General features: G+C 49.6%; 18 protein-coding genes. 10 read left to right on the top strand and 8 right to left on the bottom strand.

Translation table 11 applies throughout. From position 1 onward, the window contains the following. Positions 1–174 precede the first annotated feature (174 nt). From purB to rluE, 5 genes are read right to left on the bottom strand one after another with little or no spacing between them, the layout of a single operon-like run. A complete protein-coding gene (purB, locus tag NNO08_RS19845) occupies positions 175–1,545 on the bottom strand; it encodes an adenylosuccinate lyase (protein WP_271442715.1) in 1,371 nt (456 codons plus the stop codon). 3 nt (positions 1,546–1,548) lie between these two features. After that, on the bottom strand, positions 1,549–2,190 hold the full coding sequence (hflD, locus tag NNO08_RS19840; protein WP_005120991.1) for a high frequency lysogenization protein HflD: 642 nt from the start codon (positions 2,188–2,190) through the stop codon (positions 1,549–1,551). A 34-nt stretch (positions 2,191–2,224) separates the two neighbouring features. Beyond that, positions 2,225–3,331, bottom strand: coding sequence for a tRNA 2-thiouridine(34) synthase MnmA (mnmA, locus tag NNO08_RS19835; protein WP_271457397.1), 1,107 nt, complete (start codon positions 3,329–3,331; stop codon positions 2,225–2,227). Positions 3,332–3,384: 53 nt separating this feature from the next. Beyond that, a complete protein-coding gene (locus NNO08_RS19830; RefSeq protein ID WP_271457396.1) occupies positions 3,385–3,846 on the bottom strand; it encodes an NUDIX hydrolase in 462 nt (153 codons plus the stop codon). A 9-nt stretch (positions 3,847–3,855) separates the two neighbouring features. Then, complete coding sequence (gene rluE, locus NNO08_RS19825) at positions 3,856–4,479, bottom strand: 23S rRNA pseudouridine(2457) synthase RluE (RefSeq protein ID WP_271455644.1); 624 nt, start codon at positions 4,477–4,479, stop codon at positions 3,856–3,858. 202 nt (positions 4,480–4,681) lie between these two features. Between rluE and icd the strand changes: the two genes are divergently transcribed. The 3 genes from icd to NNO08_RS19810 all read left to right on the top strand — a co-directional run bounded on the left by icd (position 4,682) and on the right by NNO08_RS19810 (position 8,934). Further along, a complete protein-coding gene (gene icd, locus NNO08_RS19820) occupies positions 4,682–5,932 on the top strand; it encodes an NADP-dependent isocitrate dehydrogenase (protein ID WP_271457395.1) in 1,251 nt (416 codons plus the stop codon). Between the two features lie 561 nt (positions 5,933–6,493). Then, positions 6,494–6,988, top strand: coding sequence for a molybdopterin-dependent oxidoreductase (locus tag NNO08_RS19815; RefSeq protein WP_271442719.1), 495 nt, complete (start codon positions 6,494–6,496; stop codon positions 6,986–6,988). 17 nt (positions 6,989–7,005) lie between these two features. Then, positions 7,006–8,934 (top strand): putative bifunctional diguanylate cyclase/phosphodiesterase, encoded by a 1,929-nt coding sequence (locus NNO08_RS19810; RefSeq protein ID WP_271457394.1) that lies wholly within the window; start codon positions 7,006–7,008, stop codon positions 8,932–8,934. Positions 8,935–8,971: 37 nt separating this feature from the next. Here the strand turns inward: NNO08_RS19810 and NNO08_RS19805 are convergent, their stop codons facing one another. Both NNO08_RS19805 and NNO08_RS19800 read right to left on the bottom strand, forming a co-directional pair. Next, positions 8,972–9,214 carry a helix-hairpin-helix domain-containing protein gene (locus tag NNO08_RS19805; RefSeq protein WP_271450564.1) on the bottom strand — a complete coding sequence of 81 codons (243 nt, stop codon included), beginning with the start codon at positions 9,212–9,214 and terminating at the stop codon, positions 8,972–8,974. A 102-nt stretch (positions 9,215–9,316) separates the two neighbouring features. Continuing rightward, positions 9,317–11,404: a TonB-dependent receptor gene (locus NNO08_RS19800; protein ID WP_271450563.1), complete on the bottom strand. Its 2,088-nt coding sequence runs from the start codon at positions 11,402–11,404 to the stop codon at positions 9,317–9,319. Between the two features lie 432 nt (positions 11,405–11,836). Between NNO08_RS19800 and NNO08_RS19795 the strand changes: the two genes are divergently transcribed. The 7 genes from NNO08_RS19795 to zinT all read left to right on the top strand — a co-directional run bounded on the left by NNO08_RS19795 (position 11,837) and on the right by zinT (position 17,840). Next, positions 11,837–13,423, top strand: coding sequence for an ABC transporter substrate-binding protein (locus tag NNO08_RS19795; protein ID WP_271441173.1), 1,587 nt, complete (start codon positions 11,837–11,839; stop codon positions 13,421–13,423). After that, the gene (locus NNO08_RS19790; RefSeq protein ID WP_271457393.1) at positions 13,423–14,397 is read left to right on the top strand and encodes an ABC transporter permease; all 975 of its coding nucleotides are present in this window, start codon (positions 13,423–13,425) and stop codon (positions 14,395–14,397) included. Before NNO08_RS19795 ends, NNO08_RS19790 begins: the two co-directional genes overlap by 1 nt. Continuing rightward, positions 14,387–15,199, top strand: coding sequence for an ABC transporter permease (locus NNO08_RS19785; RefSeq protein ID WP_271457392.1), 813 nt, complete (start codon positions 14,387–14,389; stop codon positions 15,197–15,199). Before NNO08_RS19790 ends, NNO08_RS19785 begins: the two co-directional genes overlap by 11 nt. Then, positions 15,193–15,987, top strand: coding sequence for an ATP-binding cassette domain-containing protein (locus NNO08_RS19780; RefSeq protein ID WP_271457391.1), 795 nt, complete (start codon positions 15,193–15,195; stop codon positions 15,985–15,987). Before NNO08_RS19785 ends, NNO08_RS19780 begins: the two co-directional genes overlap by 7 nt. Continuing rightward, positions 15,971–16,576, top strand: a complete 606-nt coding sequence (locus tag NNO08_RS19775; protein WP_271441169.1) for an ATP-binding cassette domain-containing protein — start codon at positions 15,971–15,973, stop codon at positions 16,574–16,576. Before NNO08_RS19780 ends, NNO08_RS19775 begins: the two co-directional genes overlap by 17 nt. A gap of 35 nt (positions 16,577–16,611) precedes the next feature. After that, positions 16,612–17,112, top strand: coding sequence for a phospholipase D family nuclease (locus NNO08_RS19770; RefSeq protein ID WP_271457390.1), 501 nt, complete (start codon positions 16,612–16,614; stop codon positions 17,110–17,112). Positions 17,113–17,195: 83 nt separating this feature from the next. After that, positions 17,196–17,840: a metal-binding protein ZinT gene (gene zinT / locus NNO08_RS19765; RefSeq protein ID WP_202038865.1), complete on the top strand. Its 645-nt coding sequence runs from the start codon at positions 17,196–17,198 to the stop codon at positions 17,838–17,840. A 70-nt stretch (positions 17,841–17,910) separates the two neighbouring features. On the opposite strand, the gene ycaC is transcribed toward zinT, so the two are convergent. Further along, positions 17,911–18,537, bottom strand: coding sequence for an isochorismate family cysteine hydrolase YcaC (gene ycaC / locus NNO08_RS19760; RefSeq protein WP_005120379.1), 627 nt, complete (start codon positions 18,535–18,537; stop codon positions 17,911–17,913). Between the last annotated feature and the right edge of the window lie 196 nt (positions 18,538–18,733).

Here is an 18,733-nt window from a genome sequence, read left to right as displayed (position 1 = left end):
ATTTTATAGTCTAACGCTGATTATGTGGCTGTGGGGATAAACATTTAATAAACCGGGGGGAATCGTTAAGGCGATAAAATTAACAAGCCGGATAGCGTTCGCGCGTATCCGGCCTGGGTATGACATCAGCGGTGGGTCGAATGAGGCGAAATCGCTATCCGGCACCAGTCCTGATTATTTCAGTTCATCAACCATGGTGATGGCGCGGCCAATATAGTTAGCCGGTGTCATCGCTTTCAGGCGGGTTTTCTCGTCTTCCGGCAGAGCCAGTCCGTCGATAAACTGCTTCATGCCTTCAGCATCAACGCGCTTGCCACGGGTCAGTTCTTTCAGCTTCTCGTATGGTTTCTCAATGCCATAACGACGCATCACAGTTTGAATCGGCTCAGCCAGAACTTCCCAGTTGTGATCCAGTTCGTCCAACAGGTGATCGCGGTTTACTTCCAGTTTGCTTACCCCTTTCAACGTAGACTGGTAGGCGATCAGCGCATAGCCGATACCCACACCCAGGTTACGCAGTACGGTAGAGTCTGTCAGGTCACGCTGCCAGCGGGAAACCGGCAGTTTGCTTGCCAGGTGCTGCAGAACCGCATTGGACAGACCCAGATTACCTTCGGAGTTTTCGAAGTCGATCGGGTTAACTTTATGCGGCATGGTGGAAGAACCAATCTCACCGGCGATGGTTTTCTGTTTGAAGTGATTCAGTGCGACATAACCCCAGACATCACGGTCGAAATCGATAAGGATGGTGTTGAAACGGGCAACACAATCAAACAGTTCGGCAATGTAGTCGTGCGGTTCAATCTGTGTGGTGTACGGGTTCCACTGAATGCCCAGGGATGTGACAAATTCTTCACTGAACTGGTGCCAGTCAACTTCCGGGTAAGCGGCGATGTGGGCATTATAGTTACCGACGGCACCGTTGATTTTACCGAGAATTTCGACCTGATTGAGCTGGCGATACTGGCGCTCCATACGGTAAGCCACGTTAGCCATTTCTTTGCCCAATGTGGACGGGGTGGCCGGTTGACCGTGGGTACGGGAGAGCAGTGGAATGTCGCGATACTGCACGGACAAGTCTTTCACCGCATCGATCAGTTGGCGCCAGTACGGCAGGATCACTTCATCGCGCGCCGTTTTCAGCATCAGCGCGTGAGACAGGTTGTTGATGTCTTCAGAGGTGCAAGCGAAGTGGATAAACTCGGCAACGGCATGCAGCTCCGGGATATCCGCCACTTTCTCTTTCAGGAAATACTCTACTGCCTTCACATCATGGTTGGTCGTACGCTCGATGGTTTTGATACGTGCAGCATCTTCTTCATTGAAGTTAGCAACGATCGCATCAAGGAAACCGATTGCGTCGGCAGCAAAAGCAGGAACTTCCTTGATCGCTGCGTGCGCGGCCAGTTTTTGCAGCCAGCGTACTTCAACCTGTACACGGAATTTCAGCAAACCATATTCGCTGAAAATCCCGCGCAGCGCGCTGACTTTATCGCCGTAGCGTCCATCGACAGGGGAAACGGCGGTCAGTGAGGATAATTCCATAGATCACAACTCCGGGGTTAAATGAGCAAGAATTTGTTTTGCCTGAGTCGTCAGGCGATTACGAGAAAACATGAGTTGCAGACGGCCTCCACCAACCTGATGCCAGAGCACGGCAGCGCGAATGCCAGCCAGAAGCGATGCGCGTACCTTAGCCTGAACCTGTGGGCTCTGGAGAATGGCCGGAGAACCCGTGACCTGAATACGCGGGCCGAGTGGGCTGATGACGTCAACATAGATACCAGCCATCGCACTCATCAACGTTTCTGACTGCAAATCAAAATGGTCCAACTGGCGCTGCAAGCCGTTGATACGGTCTCCCAGCGTGTCCATAGCGCCTTTGGCTGCTGACAGCTTACGCTCCAGCACCATCAGGCTTAACGTGTAGCGGGTGAGTTCTGCATTCAGCCCCTGACGACTGCTGGCATTAAGCACGCCGAGCAGTGTTTCAAGGCCAAGGCGCAGATTGGCTTCACTGCCGCCGAACACGCCCAGCGTTGAGCTGGGGTTCATATCGATGACACTGTTCAGTGAAACGTGTAGTGCATCGGCATCACAATGCCCCTGGTGCGCCAGTTCTTGTACCAGGCGTGCCGACTGGCAAATACCTGCCAGGGCGAGGGTGATGTCATAATAATTCTTTGCCACGTTCACTGCTTCCTTGTATCAAATGTGTAAATAATTATACCGGCAGAGGCAGACGCTGCTCGATAATGCCGCCGCCGAGGCACACTTCACCGTTGTAAAATACCGCCGACTGACCCGGTGTTACCGCCGCGACGGGTTCGTCAAAAATGACTTCAATACGCTCAGCATCCAGTGCTTTAACGGTGCACGGAATGTCGGTTTGACGATAGCGGGTTTTCACTGTACAGCGCAGGGTGCCGGTGAACGGTTGACGGTCGACCCAATGTAATTGCTGTGCAATCAGGCCAACGGACATCAGGCGTGGGTGTTCATGACCCTGAGCCACAACCAGAATATTGTTCTCAACGTCTTTATCCACGACATACCATGGATCTTCAGTACCTTCTTTTGTTCCGCCAATACCCAGACCTTTACGCTGACCCAGGGTGTGATACATCAGCCCCTGATGCTGGCCAATTTCTTCACCGTCAACGGTAATGATCTTGCCAGGTTGTGCCGGCAGGTAACGACCGAGGAACTCGCGGAATTTACGCTCGCCGATAAAGCAAATACCGGTGGAGTCTTTTTTCTTCGCAGTCACCAGACCCAGATCTTCGGCAATTTTACGTACCTGTGGTTTTTCCAGTTCACCCACTGGGAACAGACTTTGTGCGATCTGCTCATGGCCGAGGGTATAGAGGAAGTAGCTCTGGTCCTTGTTACCATCGAGTCCCCGCAGCAGGCGGCTTTTGCCTTCCACGTCCGCGCGACGCACGTAGTGGCCAGTAGCGATGTAATCGGCACCTAAATCTTCAGCGGCAAATTCGAGGAAGGCTTTAAACTTGATTTCTTTATTGCACAGAATATCCGGGTTCGGCGTACGACCCGCTTTGTACTCTTCAAGGAACAATTCAAAGACGTTGTCCCAGTATTCTGCAGCAAAGTTAACGGTATGCAGTTCAATGCCGAGTTTGTCGCAGACAGCCTGCGCATCCGCAAGATCGGCGGCCGCTGTACAGTATTCCTCACCATCGTCCTCTTCCCAGTTCTTCATGAACAGGCCTTCTACCTGATAACCCTGTTGTTGCAACAGCCAGGCAGAAACGGAGGAATCGACACCGCCGGACATGCCGACGATCACTTTTTTTTGGCTTTCAGACATAGGAATACTCACGACATTGAACTTCAAGGCGGCATATTCTAGCACGCAGCCCTTTACTTGACACCCTCTGTAAACGGCCAGTTAAATTCGCCAATCATTGCGAGTGGATAACGCTGTCCGCTTTGATAACAACGAATACTCTCGGCAACCAGCGGCGAACGCAGGTTTGGCGCAGATAAGATCTCTTGCGCACTGACCCAACGACAGCAATCTATATCGTCGTCATGAGGTTCAGTAGCGCACATATTGGCAAGCTCAATAGAAAACAGAAAACGTAAAAAAGATGTTCTGTCTGGGGCAATCCATTGATGCATTCGGATGAAGTGTTGTGGTTGCGCTTTTATCCCGGTTTCTTCCCACAGTTCGCGTGCAGCGGCTTGAATCAGGGTTTCATCGGCTTCCAGGTGCCCGGCGGGTTGATTCCACAACGCTTTGCCGTTGATGGTTTCCTCAACGACTAAAAACTTATCTTCTGCATGCACAATGCAGGCAACGGTGACGTGCGGTTTAAACATACCTGTTCCTTATACAGTTGCATCCCGCCATTGACCATTAGCGAGATTATCCAGCGTGTAATTCCCCATCGCATAACGAATTAACCGCAGTGTAGGAAAGCCGACGTGTGCTGTCATGCGACGTACCTGACGATTGCGGCCTTCATATAAGGTCACTTTTAACCAACGGGTAGGGATATTTTTCCGTTCCCGAATAGGCGGGTTTCTCGGCCATAGCCATGCGGGCTCTTCTACCACTTCGATACCCGCAGGCAGGGTGGGGCCATCGTTCAGCGTTACGCCGGTGCGCAGAGCATCCAGCGCTTCGGGGGTTGGCTCACCTTCCACCTGGACATAATAGATTTTCCCCGTACGTTTACCGGGTTGCGTCAACCGGGCCTGCAGCGCGCCGTCGTTGGTCAGTACCAGAAGTCCTTCGCTGTCGCGGTCAAGACGACCAGCAGCATAGACACCCTGAACAGGAATAAAATCTTTTAACGTTTTGCGTCCTGCTTCGTCAGTAAATTGTGGCAAAACATCGTATGGTTTATTGAACAAAACCACCCGTTTTGGCTGGTTTTCTTTACGCTGTTTAGTGACTTGTCGTGAGCTGAATCGCTCAACCCGGTGATTTCTAAAAGAAGTTTTTTGCATGGTATTTTCAGATTATATCAATTGCCGCATTATAGCCTAAGAACGAGTGTCTTTCATGGCGACGAACAATAGGGTAGTATTGACACGCTCATTACAAATCATTAACAAAAAGTTGCTCTAACGCATCCGTGTAGCAGGACGCAAATGCACATGCAGCGTGATGACAGACGAGCAGAACCAGAAGCGCTCGAAGGAGAGGTGAATGGAAAGCAAAGTAGTTGTTCCGGCGGAAGGTAAGAAGATCACCCTGCAAAACGGCAAACTCAACGTTCCTGAAAATCCGATTATCCCGTTCATTGAAGGCGACGGTATCGGCGTTGATGTAACCCCACCGATGATCAAAGTTGTCGATGCTGCTGTCGATAAAGCCTATAAAGGCGAGCGTAAAATCTCCTGGATGGAAATCTACACCGGTGAGAAATCCACTCAGGTTTATGGCCAGGACGTCTGGCTGCCTGCTGAAACCCTTGATCTTATTCGTGAATATCGTGTTGCCATCAAAGGCCCACTGACTACCCCAGTTGGCGGCGGTATTCGCTCTCTGAACGTTGCACTGCGTCAGGAACTTGACCTGTACGTTTGCCTGCGTCCGGTTCGTTACTACCAGGGCACTCCAAGCCCGGTTAAACATCCTGAACTGACCGATATGGTCATCTTCCGTGAAAACTCAGAAGACATCTATGCGGGTATTGAGTGGAAAGCTGACTCTGCTGATGCTGAGAAAGTGATTAAATTCCTGCGCGAAGAGATGGGCGTGAAGAAAATCCGTTTCCCGGAACATTGCGGTATCGGTATCAAGCCATGTTCCGAAGAAGGGACTAAGCGTCTGGTTCGTGCAGCGATTGAGTACGCTATCGCTAACGATCGTGATTCTGTTACCCTGGTTCATAAAGGTAACATTATGAAATTCACCGAAGGTGCGTTCAAAGACTGGGGTTACCAGTTGGCGCGCGAAGAATTCGGTGGTGAACTGATCGATGGCGGTCCGTGGGTTAAAATCAAGAACCCAAAAACCGGTAAAGAGATCGTGGTTAAGGACGTTATCGCCGATGCGTTCCTGCAACAGATCCTGCTGCGTCCAGCTGAGTACGACGTTATCGCTTGTATGAACCTGAACGGTGATTACATCTCTGATGCGCTGGCTGCACAGGTTGGTGGTATTGGTATCGCACCGGGAGCCAACATTGGTGACGAATGTGCACTGTTCGAAGCCACCCACGGTACTGCACCGAAGTACGCGGGTCAGGATAAAGTGAACCCAGGTTCCATCATCCTGTCTGCAGAAATGATGTTGCGCCACATGGGGTGGGTCGAAGCGGCTGACTTGATCGTTAAAGGTATGGAAGGCGCGATTAACGCGAAAACCGTAACCTATGACTTCGAACGTCTGATGGACGGCGCTAAGCTGCTGAAATGTTCAGAGTTTGGTGACGCGATCATCGAAAACATGTAATCCAGATTCTTGGTTGTATGAGAACGGGAGCCGGGTGGTTCCCGTTTTTTTTAATGAAATTTGCTGGCGATTAAAACAGCTATAAACCGGCTGTGGCTCGGGGCGAATATAGGGGGCACTGCGCAAGATTTGTATTTTGTACCCTCATCTGGATATCTCTACCCGTCTAGCAATCATATTTTTTATGGATAAGCAGCAAAACCAGGTCCTGGTGATTCATTGCGCAACACGCATTCGATGAGAGGTGCGAAGCGCTCGGTTGGAAAAACAATATCCTGTTGTTGCATAAAAAAATAGACCTTTATATTCGTGTGTGTTTATTTTTACTGACTAAACAGGTGGCTTATTTTTTGTACGGCGATAGTGAAATTTACTGTGCCTCAAATAACATCAACAGCCTTTTTTAAACAATATTAAAAAATGAATGATGGTTAACTTATTGATTTCAATGAATTAAAAAACGGATGGGCTTTCTGCATCAATAATCGCTGGGTAGCATGTGTAAATAGCATAATAACTAAATTATAATTCTCTTACATTCGATAGATTGGTGAGGTTAGAATGCGGTTAATTGTTATGTTGTTAAGCTTCGTTGTCACTACTCAGGTCTGGGCTGGTGAACTTCCCAAGCCTGTCGGTAAAGTCCTTTTAACACTGTCCGGTAATATAGAAAATACCAATGAAGACGGGAAAGCCGTTTTTGATATCGCCAGTCTCGAGAAACTGGGCACAGTAAGTTTCCAGACTACCTCACCCTGGTATAATGGACGCACTACCTTTACGGGTATCTCTCTGCAAAAGCTCATGGATTATGTCGGGGCAAAAGGTTCTGTTGTTAAGGTCACTGCGCTCAATGACTACACCACCGCTATCCCACTCAGTGATTTCAAGAAATATAATGTTATTCTTGCGCTAAAAATCAACGGAGAATATATGCGCATCCGTGATAAAGGCCCGCTATTCATCGTGTATCCCTATGACAGTATTCCTGAACTGAATAATCAGATTTTTTATTCAAGGTCAGCATGGCAGGTCAGCTCAATGAAAATTGAGTAGAGGTTCAGAGGACCATCATGAACAGAATACTGGCTGGCATTATATTCTTCCTTTTTATATCTACCGGATATATATCTTTCCTTGTGCACGAAAGACAACAAGAGCTACAGAAACTGACCCACTATGCCGACTCATGGTCTGCTGTTCAAATGGTATCAGAATATTACCGATTTGAATCGTGGCTTGGTCTCTACATTAGTGATGATACGATGACGCTTGATGCTGTACGCCTGCGTCTCGACATTATGCTCAGCCAGAGCGATTTAATAAAAGAAGGTGATTTAGGACATTATATAGAAAGTAATCCAGCGCATTATGAACTGGCTATACAGCTTGAGAAAATGCTTAATTATCTGGATGTTCATCTTGAGAAAATGAACCGTTCAGAACTCAAGACATATTTGAAAGAAATGCATGCGCTTGATGCACCGCTAGCCCATCTTTCATCCGGTGCATTAGATAAAGATGTTAGCTCGATTAATAATACAAATACGAATATTCAAACCCTGTATTATATATATTCGGCGACTTCAGTATTGCTTATAATATTGAGTGCGATACTGGGGATTCTGATTTTTTTCCAGAACAGAAATATTTTGAGAGCACACCTCCAGGTTAAGTGCCTTGCTGAGGAACTTCAGGAATCTAAAGAAAAACTGCAGATCCAGAATGCAAAACTGGAGTATGACGTCTATCACGACTCGCTCACCGAAATGAATAATCGCCAGTTGTTCTGGGGGGATTTAAGTAAAACCATCGCGATGGCAGAAAAAAACAATGACTCTGTGACGGTGATGTTGTTCGATTTAGATCGATTCAAAGAGGTAAATGATACGTATGGCCATGACGCCGGGGATATGTTATTGCGTCAGATATCCCATCGTTTGATTTCTATGAGCCAGGGTTCAGACACGCTATATCGCTTAGGTGGCGATGAGTTTGCGTTTCTTTCGAGCGGTCTGACAGAGAGCCGTGCCGTTTCCCGAGCTCAAAAAATATGTGATTATATCAACCAACCCTACACTATTTATAACGCAATTATAAATATAACCACTTGTGTTGGTATTGTTATCTCAGAAACTGAGCACCGTTCCGACTACCTTTATAAATTTGCCGACCTGGCGCTTTATGAAGCGAAAAATGAAGGCTCGGGTAAAATAAAAGTCTTCCGGCAGCGGATGTTAGAAAAGCTGCAAGAAAGCAGAACCCTTGAACATGATATGGCAATGGCCATAGTGAATAAAGAATTCGTGGTTTATTACCAACCTATTGTTGATTCTTTCAGCCGGGAAATTTACAGCTATGAAGCTCTTATTCGTTGGATACATCCGCTAAAAGGACTTCTGTCGCCGGATAGTTTTATTCCTGTCGCTGAAAAAACAGGCATGATTAACGAGATGGGAAAATCTGTGCTTGAAATTGCTTGCAGGGAAGCGGCTTCCTGGGTGGTACCGGTTAAAATTTCAGTCAATGTTTCACCTGTCCAGCTAAGCAGCAAGGCCTTTGCCGGAATCGTGCTGTCCATTCTGAAAGAAACCGGGCTTCCTGCAGAGCGTCTTGAGCTGGAAGTGACGGAATCCTCTCTCTTTACCGAGAGCAATACGCCGATGAATACACTTAACAAGCTCAGAGCTCTGGGGGTAAAAATCTCCATCGATGATTTTGGCACCGGATACTCTTCTCTTTCGCGACTGAGTCGACTTGCCTTCGATAAAATCAAAATAGACAAGTCCTTTGTGCATTCGATATCCACACAGGAAGACGCCCTTAATATCATCAGGCTTATTACGGGTATGGCGAAATCGCTGAATATGAAAGCTGTTGCAGAAGGTGTTGAAACAGAGGAACAGCTGGCGAGCCTTCAGGCTCTGGGCTGCGATTTCGCGCAAGGGTATCTGTTTGGTAAACCGCAGCCGGGTATCAATGGGAAAATCAGAAACGGTTAAATCGCGCACGTTCCTCTTGCTCGGGTGATACGCTAAATCAGCGTAACGACGACGCACTTGCCAGCGCTAAGACGTTGGCAATTGCCGCTTTCGCTTGCGGACTGTTTTTCCAGCACGTTGAGCCGACCATAGACGCCGCTTGCTGGGTAATATCCTCGACAGTAGAGTTTTTGAGATCGGCAAGCGAGTGGAAACCCAGTTGCTCAAGCCGCTCGATGACTTTGGGGCCAACGCCATTTAATGACAGGAGTGCCTGACGTTCAGTGGTTGAAAAGGGCATTGTCTCTCCTTACGTATGCGCAATACTGACAATCCGCTTACGAAAACACGCTGATAGCGGCCAGGCTATCAGTTATAGCCTGGCCAACAGAGGTAAGCAAAACTAGAACTGGTAGTTTAAGGAGACCCAGTAGTTACGGCCGGGGTTGACGTATCCGGTCGTGGATTGTGCAGTCTGATAGTAGTCGCCCGCATAAGTACTATTGCGGCCAACCTGGTACAGTGTGACGTCACTAAAGTCTTTATCCAGTACGTTGTTCACCGCTGTATTCAGCGTCAGTTCTTTGGTCAGCTTATAAGACATCCCCATGTCCAGAACGGTCCAGGCTTTTAAATTTGCGCCTTTGTCGTCATACACCGCCTTTTGTACTGCGCTGAGGTTGTCGTAATTCTCCGTATAGCGTGGAGCCTTACCGCGGTAGCGAGCGCTCAGCCAGGCGTTCATATCTTCCGTTGCCTGCCAGTTCAGACGGGCGTTCGCCATGTGTTTCGGGGTATAACTCAGTGGCGCGCCTTTATTCTCGCCATCTTTTTGCTTGCTCTGGGTATAGGTGTAATTGAGAGATAAACTCAGCGAGTCCGACCACAGCGGGAATGTACTGGCAAACTCGATACCATCGGTTCTTGCTTTACCGCTATTGGTGTAGCTGTTGGTATTATCATCGATAGAATACGAAACGATTTTATTTTTGTATTCAGTATAGAAACCCGTGACGTTGGCGTTCAGCCCAGCGTCATTCTCATAGTAAAGCCCGGTTTCGTAACTGGTACTTTCTTCAGGTTTAAGGTTCGGGTTCCCGACGGTATTGACGGTTCCCTGTGCCGTCACGCCGCTGATGCCGTTATGAAGTTGGCTGAGCGATGGCGCTTTATAGCCCGTTGTGACACCGCCTTTGAGGGTCCACTCGTCGGAGACGTCCCAGACCATATAGGCGCGTGGGCTGAGGTGCCCCCCAAAGACGTCGTTATGTTCATAGCGTGTCCCCACGGTTAAGGCCAGAGAGTCGAGGATATGCCACTCATCTTCAGCATAGGCCGACCATGTTTTCTGGTGGAATGTCTCGCCGGTATTGGCCAGCACGACACCGTCCTTCATGCGGGCATCCCAGTATTCCCCCCCGAGGGTCAACAGGTGCGCGTCACCTAACGGCGTCAGCAGCATGGAATCCAGAATAACGTTGGTGTTCTTCAGTTCACGCGCGTCGCCAGCCCGGTTTGCGTTCTCTGGTGTCAGTGCCGAGGAGACCAACTGGCGGCCTTTGTTCTCGGTTTCATTCCAGCCCACAGAGGATTTCCAGGTACCAAATGTTAATGCGGTATCGTGGCCGAGCGTCACTTTGTTACGTTCATAACGCAGCGTTTTATCATATCCGCCGGTCAGATTGCCAAGTTGTCCATCATCGTTATCGTAACGTTGTCTGGCGGAATCGAGATCCAGCCACAAGGTATTGCTGTCGCTGGTTTTCCAGTCCAGACGAGTACCGATATTGTAATTCTCGGATTCCGTAGGATACGGCACGCGGGTGGAAGAGGTATCACTCAGCGAAGTGACACTGGAGCCTTGGCGCTGTGTGGTGCTGCCGCGAACCTGCATATCCAGTACACCTGCGATCAATGGGCCGCTTGACCAGAAGTTGGCGACCGTGCTGTTACCCCATTTATTACTTTCTTGCAGGTTAACACCAGTATTAATGGACGTGCTCCATTTATCGGTGCTCTTTTTGGTGATGATATTGACGACACCGCCAATGGCATCGGAACCGTATAACGTCGACATCGGACCGCGGATCACTTCAATATGGTCGATTGCCGCCAGTGGAGGCATAAAGCTGGTGTTCATGGCCGAAAAGCCGTTCGGTGTCACGTCGCTGCTTCCATTTTGACGGATACCGTCAATCAGGAGCAGGGTATAGCTGGCTGGCATACCACGGATGCTAATTTCCAGACCGCCGGTTTTACCCGTGCTGCTTTCGACATCCACACCTTCCACAGAACGTAGAGCTTCACCTAAATCGTTATATTTATTGGTTTGTAACTCTTGCTGTGAAATAACGGAAACGCTGGCAGCCGCGTTGGTGATCTTTTTTTCGTAACCCGAAGCGGTTACTACCATCACGTCTTCAGCGAAGACAAAGGGGCTGGTAAACCCTATGCAGGACAGAACGACAGAGGCAACAGGTTTTAAACGCATAGTCAAACTTCCTTTGTTAAAAATTCAAAGGCAGTAAGATAATTGATGAAAATGATAATACAAATAATTATCATTATATATTTACATAACTTGTCACTTACTGTGTCTTTCTTTAATAAATATACATAAATTGTCATGAATTTGAGGTAGGCAAAAACCGAAGTGGGTGAATAGTTTTCCCTGCAACTATTGCTTCTTATTTAATATAACGCCGAATAAATACGGTGATTTTGCTTAATCACTTCAGCGAAGTGAAACGTGAAAGCGCCGGGTATTAGAAAGTCGTATGATGTTTTTTAAAAATCGTCATACTTTTCTGCGCTGTATCATTTTTTTCGGCATTACTGTCCGCCATAATCCCTTCCCCAGGAGACCGTCTAACGTAAATTGTTCGTTAAACGAGATAAAAATAACGTAAATCTGGATAAGAGAATGATTAAAGGCAAGCTGGCACTGCTGACGTGCGCACTGACTCTCGCATTAACCTCGCCACTCTTCGCTGCGCAAAATGCAGACGAAGGCCAGACGCTAAAACTGGCCATTGGGCCCGAGCCGACGGAGGGATTTGACCCGATGTTGGGCTGGAGTCATGGCAGCTATCTGCTGTTGCATGCACCTGTGTTAAAGCAAAATGCGGATATGAGCTGGGGAAACCTGCTGACGGAAAAAGTGGTGACCAGTGCCGACGGCAAAACCTGGACGCTGACGCTTAAGCCCGATCTCAAATTCTCTGATGGTTCACCGCTAACGGCTGAAGATGTGGTCTTCACCTATAACAAAGCCGCAAAAAGTGGTGGAAAAATTGACATGGGAAATTTCACCCATGCCCGCGTGATAGACAACCGCACGGCAGAAATTACGCTTAGTCATCCGCAGAGCACTTTTGTGAATGTGCTCGGTTCGTTAGGTATTGTTCCGGCAAAACAGTATGACGAAAAAACATTTGCCAAAAATCCGATTGGCGCAGGTCCTTACCGCCTGGTGAGCTTTCAGCCGGGGCAGCAACTGATCGTGGAAGCAAACCCGTGGTATGCCGGTAAGAAGAATGATTTCAACCGGTTAGTATTTGTATTCCTCGATGAGGATAACGCATACGCCGCAGCGCGTAGTGGTCAACTGGGACTGGTACGTATTGCGCCGTCGATGGCGGTAGCACCTGAACAGCAGAATTTAAAACTGTGGGTTCGCGACAGTGTAGAAAACCGCGGTATTGTTTTCCCAATGGTTCCGGCTGGGAAGAAAGATGCTAATGGTTATCCGGTTGGGAACGATATTACAGCCGATATTGCTATCAGGCGTGCGATCAATTACGCCATTGACCGTAAGCAGCTTGCCGGGCAGGTTATGGAAGGTCATGCAATCCCCGCGTATAGCGCGGTTCAAGGATTGCCATGGCAGGGGACTTCGGTGGCATTCAAAGATGGTGACGCTGAAAAAGCCCGCACGATTCTGGATCAGGCAGGCTGGAAAGTGGGCAAAGACGGTGTACGGGTGAAAGACGGTAAAGAGGCGCGTCTGACGTTGTGGTATGCCAGCGGCGACAGTACCCGTCGTGATTTAGCCGAGGCCGTGCGCGCCATGCTGGAGCCGGTAGGCATTGCAGTGTCGCTGCAGTCGGGTAGCTGGGAAACCGTTGAACGCCATATGCATGCTAATCCTACGCTGTTCGGCTGGGGGAGTCTGGATCCGATGGAGCTTTTCCATCACTACAGCGGGCAGGCGGCGGGTGTGGAGTATTACAACCCGGGCTACTACAGCAATCCAGTGGTCGAGCAACATCTCAAGCAGGCCATTGATGCACCAGACTGGCAAAAAGCGTTACCTTTCTGGCAACAGGTTGAGTGGGATGGCAAACAAGGCGCAGGCGTACAAGGGGATGCCGCATGGGCATGGCTGCTGAATATTCAGCACACCTATCTGGCAAATCCGTGCATTGATCTGGGCAAAGGTGCACCGGAAATTCACGGTAGCTGGTCGTTGCTCAACAATCTTGATGAATGGACCTGGACCTGCCGTTGATGAAGTCTGTTTTAGGCCATGTATTACGGCTGATAGTGTTGTTAGTGCTGGTCGCGGCTGGCACTTTCATCTTGCTCAGCTTTTCTCCGGTCGATCCAATCCGTGCCTATATTGGCAACGATTTGCTGCATGTTCCGCCGGAGCAATATGCACGTATTGCTGCACGTTGGGGCCTGGATCAACCTCTGTGGGAGCGTTTTTTCCACTGGTTCTTACGCGTGCTACAGGGCGATCTTGGTTACTCGATGTTGTTTAATGCCCCTGTTGCCAGCGTGATTAAGGAGCGGTTTGCGACCTCGTTTGCGCTGCTGAGCGGTGCGTGGTTGGTTTCCGGTTTATTGGGAACGACAATGGGGTTTGTTGCCGGCCGCTACCTGAACCGTTGGCCGGATAAAGTCATCTGCCGACTTAGCTATCTGCTTTCTTCCTTACCGACCTTTTGGATTGGCATGCTGTTGCTGGCGGTATTTGCGGTGCGCTGGCCGCTGTTCCCGGTCTGTTGTGCGTGGGAACCGGGAAATAACAGTGATATGGCAACGCTGACTGAACGTCTGCGCCATCTGGTTCTCCCTGTTTGTGCACTTAGTCTGCTGGGGCTGGGGCAAATTACGTTGCACACGCGGGAAAGTATCGCCAGCGTGATGAAAAGCGAATTTGTCCGCTTTGCGCGTTCGCAGGGTGACAAGGGATGGTCGTTGTTGCGACACCAGGTTCTGCGACACGCCATTACGCCAGCGCTATGTCTACAGTTTGCCTCGTTGGGCGAACTGTTGGGCGGTGCGTTGCTGGCTGAAAAGGTTTTTGCCTATCCGGGGCTGGGGCAGGCTACCATCGATGCCGGATTACGCGGTGACCTGCCGTTACTGATGGGGATTGTCTTGTTCAGTACCGTGCTGGTGTTTATGGGTAACTCTCTCTCTGCCTGGTTTGTCCATGTTCTGAATCGTGCGCTGGAGCGACCCGATGCTCTATAACCCGACGCCGACGCTTGTTCGTCTTCTGCTGTCCGTGAGTGGCCTGTTATTTATTGCAGTATATGGTGCGGCCACATTGGATAATCCGTTGAGCGTGAATCTTCTTGCCCGTCATCTTCCGCCTGATGCGCTGTACTGGTTTGGTACCGACAATCTGGGGCGCGATTTGTGGGTTCGTTGCTTTCAGGGCGCGCTTACCAGTCTGCAAATCGGTATTGGCGCGGCACTGTGCAGCGGGTTCATTGCGTTACTGATGGCGGCGATTTCCCGTTTGCATCCACGCCTGGATGTTGTCATGCGTCTGATTACCGATGCGATGTTGTCCATGCCGCACCTTCTGCTGCTGATTTTGATCTGTTTTACGTTGGGCGGTGGGAAAAGCGGGGTGATTATGGCGGTTGCGCTCACACACTGGCCGCGGCTGGCATTGATTTTACGTGCTGAAGCGGAACGCGTGGCCCACAGCGATTACCTGACACTCACCTGGCGACTGGGACATGGTCACTTTTACTGCTGGCGGCATCACTATTTACCCGCGCTATTGCCCCAGTGGCTAACAGGAACGTTGCTGATGTTCCCTCATGCGGTATTGCACAGTGCCGCGTTAAGTTTCCTTGGCTTCGGGCTGGCACCCCACGAACCTTCGCTGGGACTGTTGCTGGCAGATGCGCTGCGGTTTATCAGTCATGGCGATTGGTGGCTGGTGCTGTTTCCAGGGCTGATGCTATTTCTCCTTGTGATGCTATTTGATCAATTTGCCCGGGCGGTACAGCGTTTATGGTTGAGAGGTGATACATGTTGAGTTTGCAGCAGATTTCGCTGGAAGTGGCGCGTTATCGCTGGTACGGCGCAAAAAAATGGTCCTCGTTGCTGCAGGATGTCTCCTTTGATGTTGCGCCGGGCCAGATGGTGGCGTTAGTGGGGGGCAGCGGTGAGGGTAAGAGCCTGCTGCTGCAATGCCTACTCGATCTGTTGCCGGAAAATTTGCGCTTTCATGGCAATATCACCCTTGATGGAAAAATGCTGGATAACAATGACATCAGGGCATGCCGCGGCAATACGTTTAGTTATGTTCCGCAGGGTGTGCAGGCGCTGAATCCGCTGCTGTCGATTGAAAAGCATTTACGAAGAGCCAGCCAGCTTTCCGGTCAGGCGTGGAATACAGGGCAAATTGAACGCTTGCTCGAACGTCATCATCTGGATACCACCGTGTTAGAGTCTTTCCCGCGTCAGCTTTCGGGAGGAATGGCCAAACGCATTCTGGCGTGTCATGCCGCGCTCAGCCAGGCGCGTTATATTCTTGCTGATGAGATTACCGCCTGGCTTGATGCGCCTCTGGCAAATCAACTGCTGGAACAGCTACGCGGCCTGTGTGAGCAGGGAGCAGGTGTTTTATGGGTGACACATGATCTCACTCTGGCGGCACGTCACGCAGATCGCATTGTCGCGCTGCATCACGGAACGGTGTCGGATAATGTCAGCCGGGAACAGCTTTTGCGTGGTGAAATTAGTGAACATCTGCAACGGCAATGGCGAGCGCTGCCCGAAAGAAATCAACTTTTTGGAGAGCGGTATGCTGTGCTGTCGTGATGTGTTCATTCGTCAGGGAGGCAAAATACTGTGGCAAAATCTCTCGTTCTCGCTTTCGCCAGGGGAACGTATTGGGATTTGCGCACCCAGTGGAACCGGAAAAACAACACTGGGACGTGTGCTTGCGGGGTGGCAAAAGCCGACATCCGGTGACGTTCTGGTTGATAACCAACCGTTGCCGCGCCATCAATATTGCCCGGTGCAGCTCGTGCCGCAGCATCCTGAATTAACCTTTAACCCCAGACGGAGTACCGGTGATGCGGTTCATGATGCCTGGCGGCCAGATGCAGAAATGCTTGCCCGACTGCATATTAAGCCGGAGTGGCTAACGCGTCGTCCCGGACAACTTTCGGGTGGTGAGTTGGCTCGAATTGCCATACTGCGGGCGCTCGACCCGCGTACGCGTTTTCTGATTGCCGATGAAATAACTGCGCAACTCGATCCCTCTATCCAACGGGATATCTGGGTGCTGCTGCTTGAAGAGTGTCAGCGCCGTCCGTTAGGTATGCTGATTATCAGCCATCAACAGGCATTGCTTGATCAGATTTGCACGCGAACGCTACGCTGTCCGGATAACTCCTCAGATTAAACCACTCACTGGTCAATAACATGAAGATAAAATCGATGGCTATGGTCGCGGCCCTGTTGTGGGCCGCGGTGCCGATGGCAAATGCCTCTGTTCAGGTAGGTTTTTCACCGGAAGGTTCGGCGCGGGGTTTAGTTCTCGACACTATTCATCATGCGCGGCACACCATCGACATGATGGCGTATTCCTTTCAGTCTGCGGATATTGTTCAGGCGCTGGTAGATGCAGAAAAAAGAGGTGTTGTTGTCCGGGCAGTGATCGATAAAAAACGTAATCAGGGGAAAGTCAGTCAGAAAGCGATCGCGTTTGCGACGGCCAACGGTATCGATATCAGATTGGATGACCACTATCACCTACAACACGACAAGACCATGATTATTGATGGTGACACGCTGGAGACCGGCTCGTTTAATTTTGCCAAATCCGCCGAATTTGCGAATTCAGAAAACGTGTTGGTGATCCGTGGAGAGCCTGGTGTTGTGGCGCAGTACCAGGCCCATTTTGACAGCCGTTGGAAAATTGCCCGCCAGCATGGTTGAGTGACGCAAAACAATATTGATTAAACTATAATGTTATATTATAACATTTCACTCGCAAATGATTTGAGGGTGAAATTTTGGCTATGCATGTGGAAAAATTGGCAGTCGCTCTGGGGATGCTTTTTGTTAGTAGTCAGGTACTGGCGCATGGTCACCATTCCCATGGTGCACCAATGACCGAAATAGAACAAAAGGCGGCTGAAGGCGTTTTTGATGACAAAAATGTGCAGAACCGTACGCTAGCCGACTGGGATGGCATGTGGCAGTCTGTCTATCCGTATCTGGTGAGTGGCGAACTGGATCCGGTATTCAAAAAGAAAGCGGAGAAAGACAAGAGCAAAACGGCAGAGCAGATTAAAGCCTATTACCGTAAGGGTTACGCGACCGATGTTGACACTATTGGTATTGAAAACGGCGTAATGGAGTTTCATACCGGTAAAAAGGTGGCAGCGTGTAAGTATGACTATGCCGGATATAAAATTTTGAACTATACGTCAGGTAAGAAAGGTGTGCGTTACCTGTTCGAGTGTAAAGACGCTGGCAGCGACGCGCCGAAATACGTGCAATTTAGCGATCACATTATTGCGCCACGTAAGTCGAGCCACTTCCATATCTTTATGGGGAATACCTCGCAGGCTGCCCTGCTTGAAGAGATGGATAACTGGCCAACCTATTACCCTTATCAGCTCAAGGGAGAAGAGGTGGTGGATGAAATGCTGCACCACTAATCCCGACTGAAACTGTTCAATGAAACCCGCCGATGTTGGCGGGTTTCTGTGTATTACCCTGACAGGAACATTATTTTCCGGACGTCAGCGTGTTGTAGCTGGTCATCAGGTTACGATAGTCAGGAATATGGTTGGAGAACAACGTTCCCAGCCCTTCAATATCGTTGCGCCAGTCACGGTGTAACTCACAGGCCAGACCGAACCACGTCATTAATTGTACGCCGGCAGATGACATACGATTCCACGCGGAATCACGGGTCAGCGGATTAAACGTACCGGATGCATCGGTGACCACAAACACGTCGAAACCGGCTTCAATGGCAGAAAGCGCAGGGAATGCGACGCAGACTTCGGTTACCACCCCGGCGATAATTAGCTGCTTTTTGCCTGTTGCTTTGATCGCGTTAACAAAATCTTCGTTATCCCAGGCATTAATCTGGCCAGGACGTGCGATGTAAGGGGCATCCGGGAACAGTTCTTTCAGCTCAGGAACCAATGGACCGTTAGGACCGGTTTCAAAGCTGGTGGTAAGAATCGTCGGGAGTTTGAAATACTTCGCCAGATCGCCTAATGCCAGAACGTTGTTTTTAAACTTGTCTGGATCGATGTCACGGACCAGTGAAAGCAAACCCGTTTGGTGATCGACCAGTAGTACGGCAGCCTGATCTTTATCGAGACGTTTATAAGCAATAGTCATTTTTCTTTCTCCATGTGATGAGAGGGTGCCTTGCGGGCTGAATCTACTGATAAACATTAGTGGCTAAACGGGGCATTGGGTAGGCGCAAAAGTGGGTTTCATCGTTGCAAATGTGGAACGAATAATGCTGTTGCAACCGGACTGAAACAGAATGCTATATTCTAAAGCTTCTCTTTCCATCCCCTGGCGCATTCGT

It is taken from the genome of Citrobacter sp. Igbk 17, assembly GCF_028069775.1.
In the GTDB taxonomy this organism is placed as follows: Bacteria; Pseudomonadota; Gammaproteobacteria; order Enterobacterales; family Enterobacteriaceae; genus Citrobacter.
Note: the sequence above shows the minus strand (reverse complement) of the source record. Positions and strands in the feature narration are given on the sequence as shown.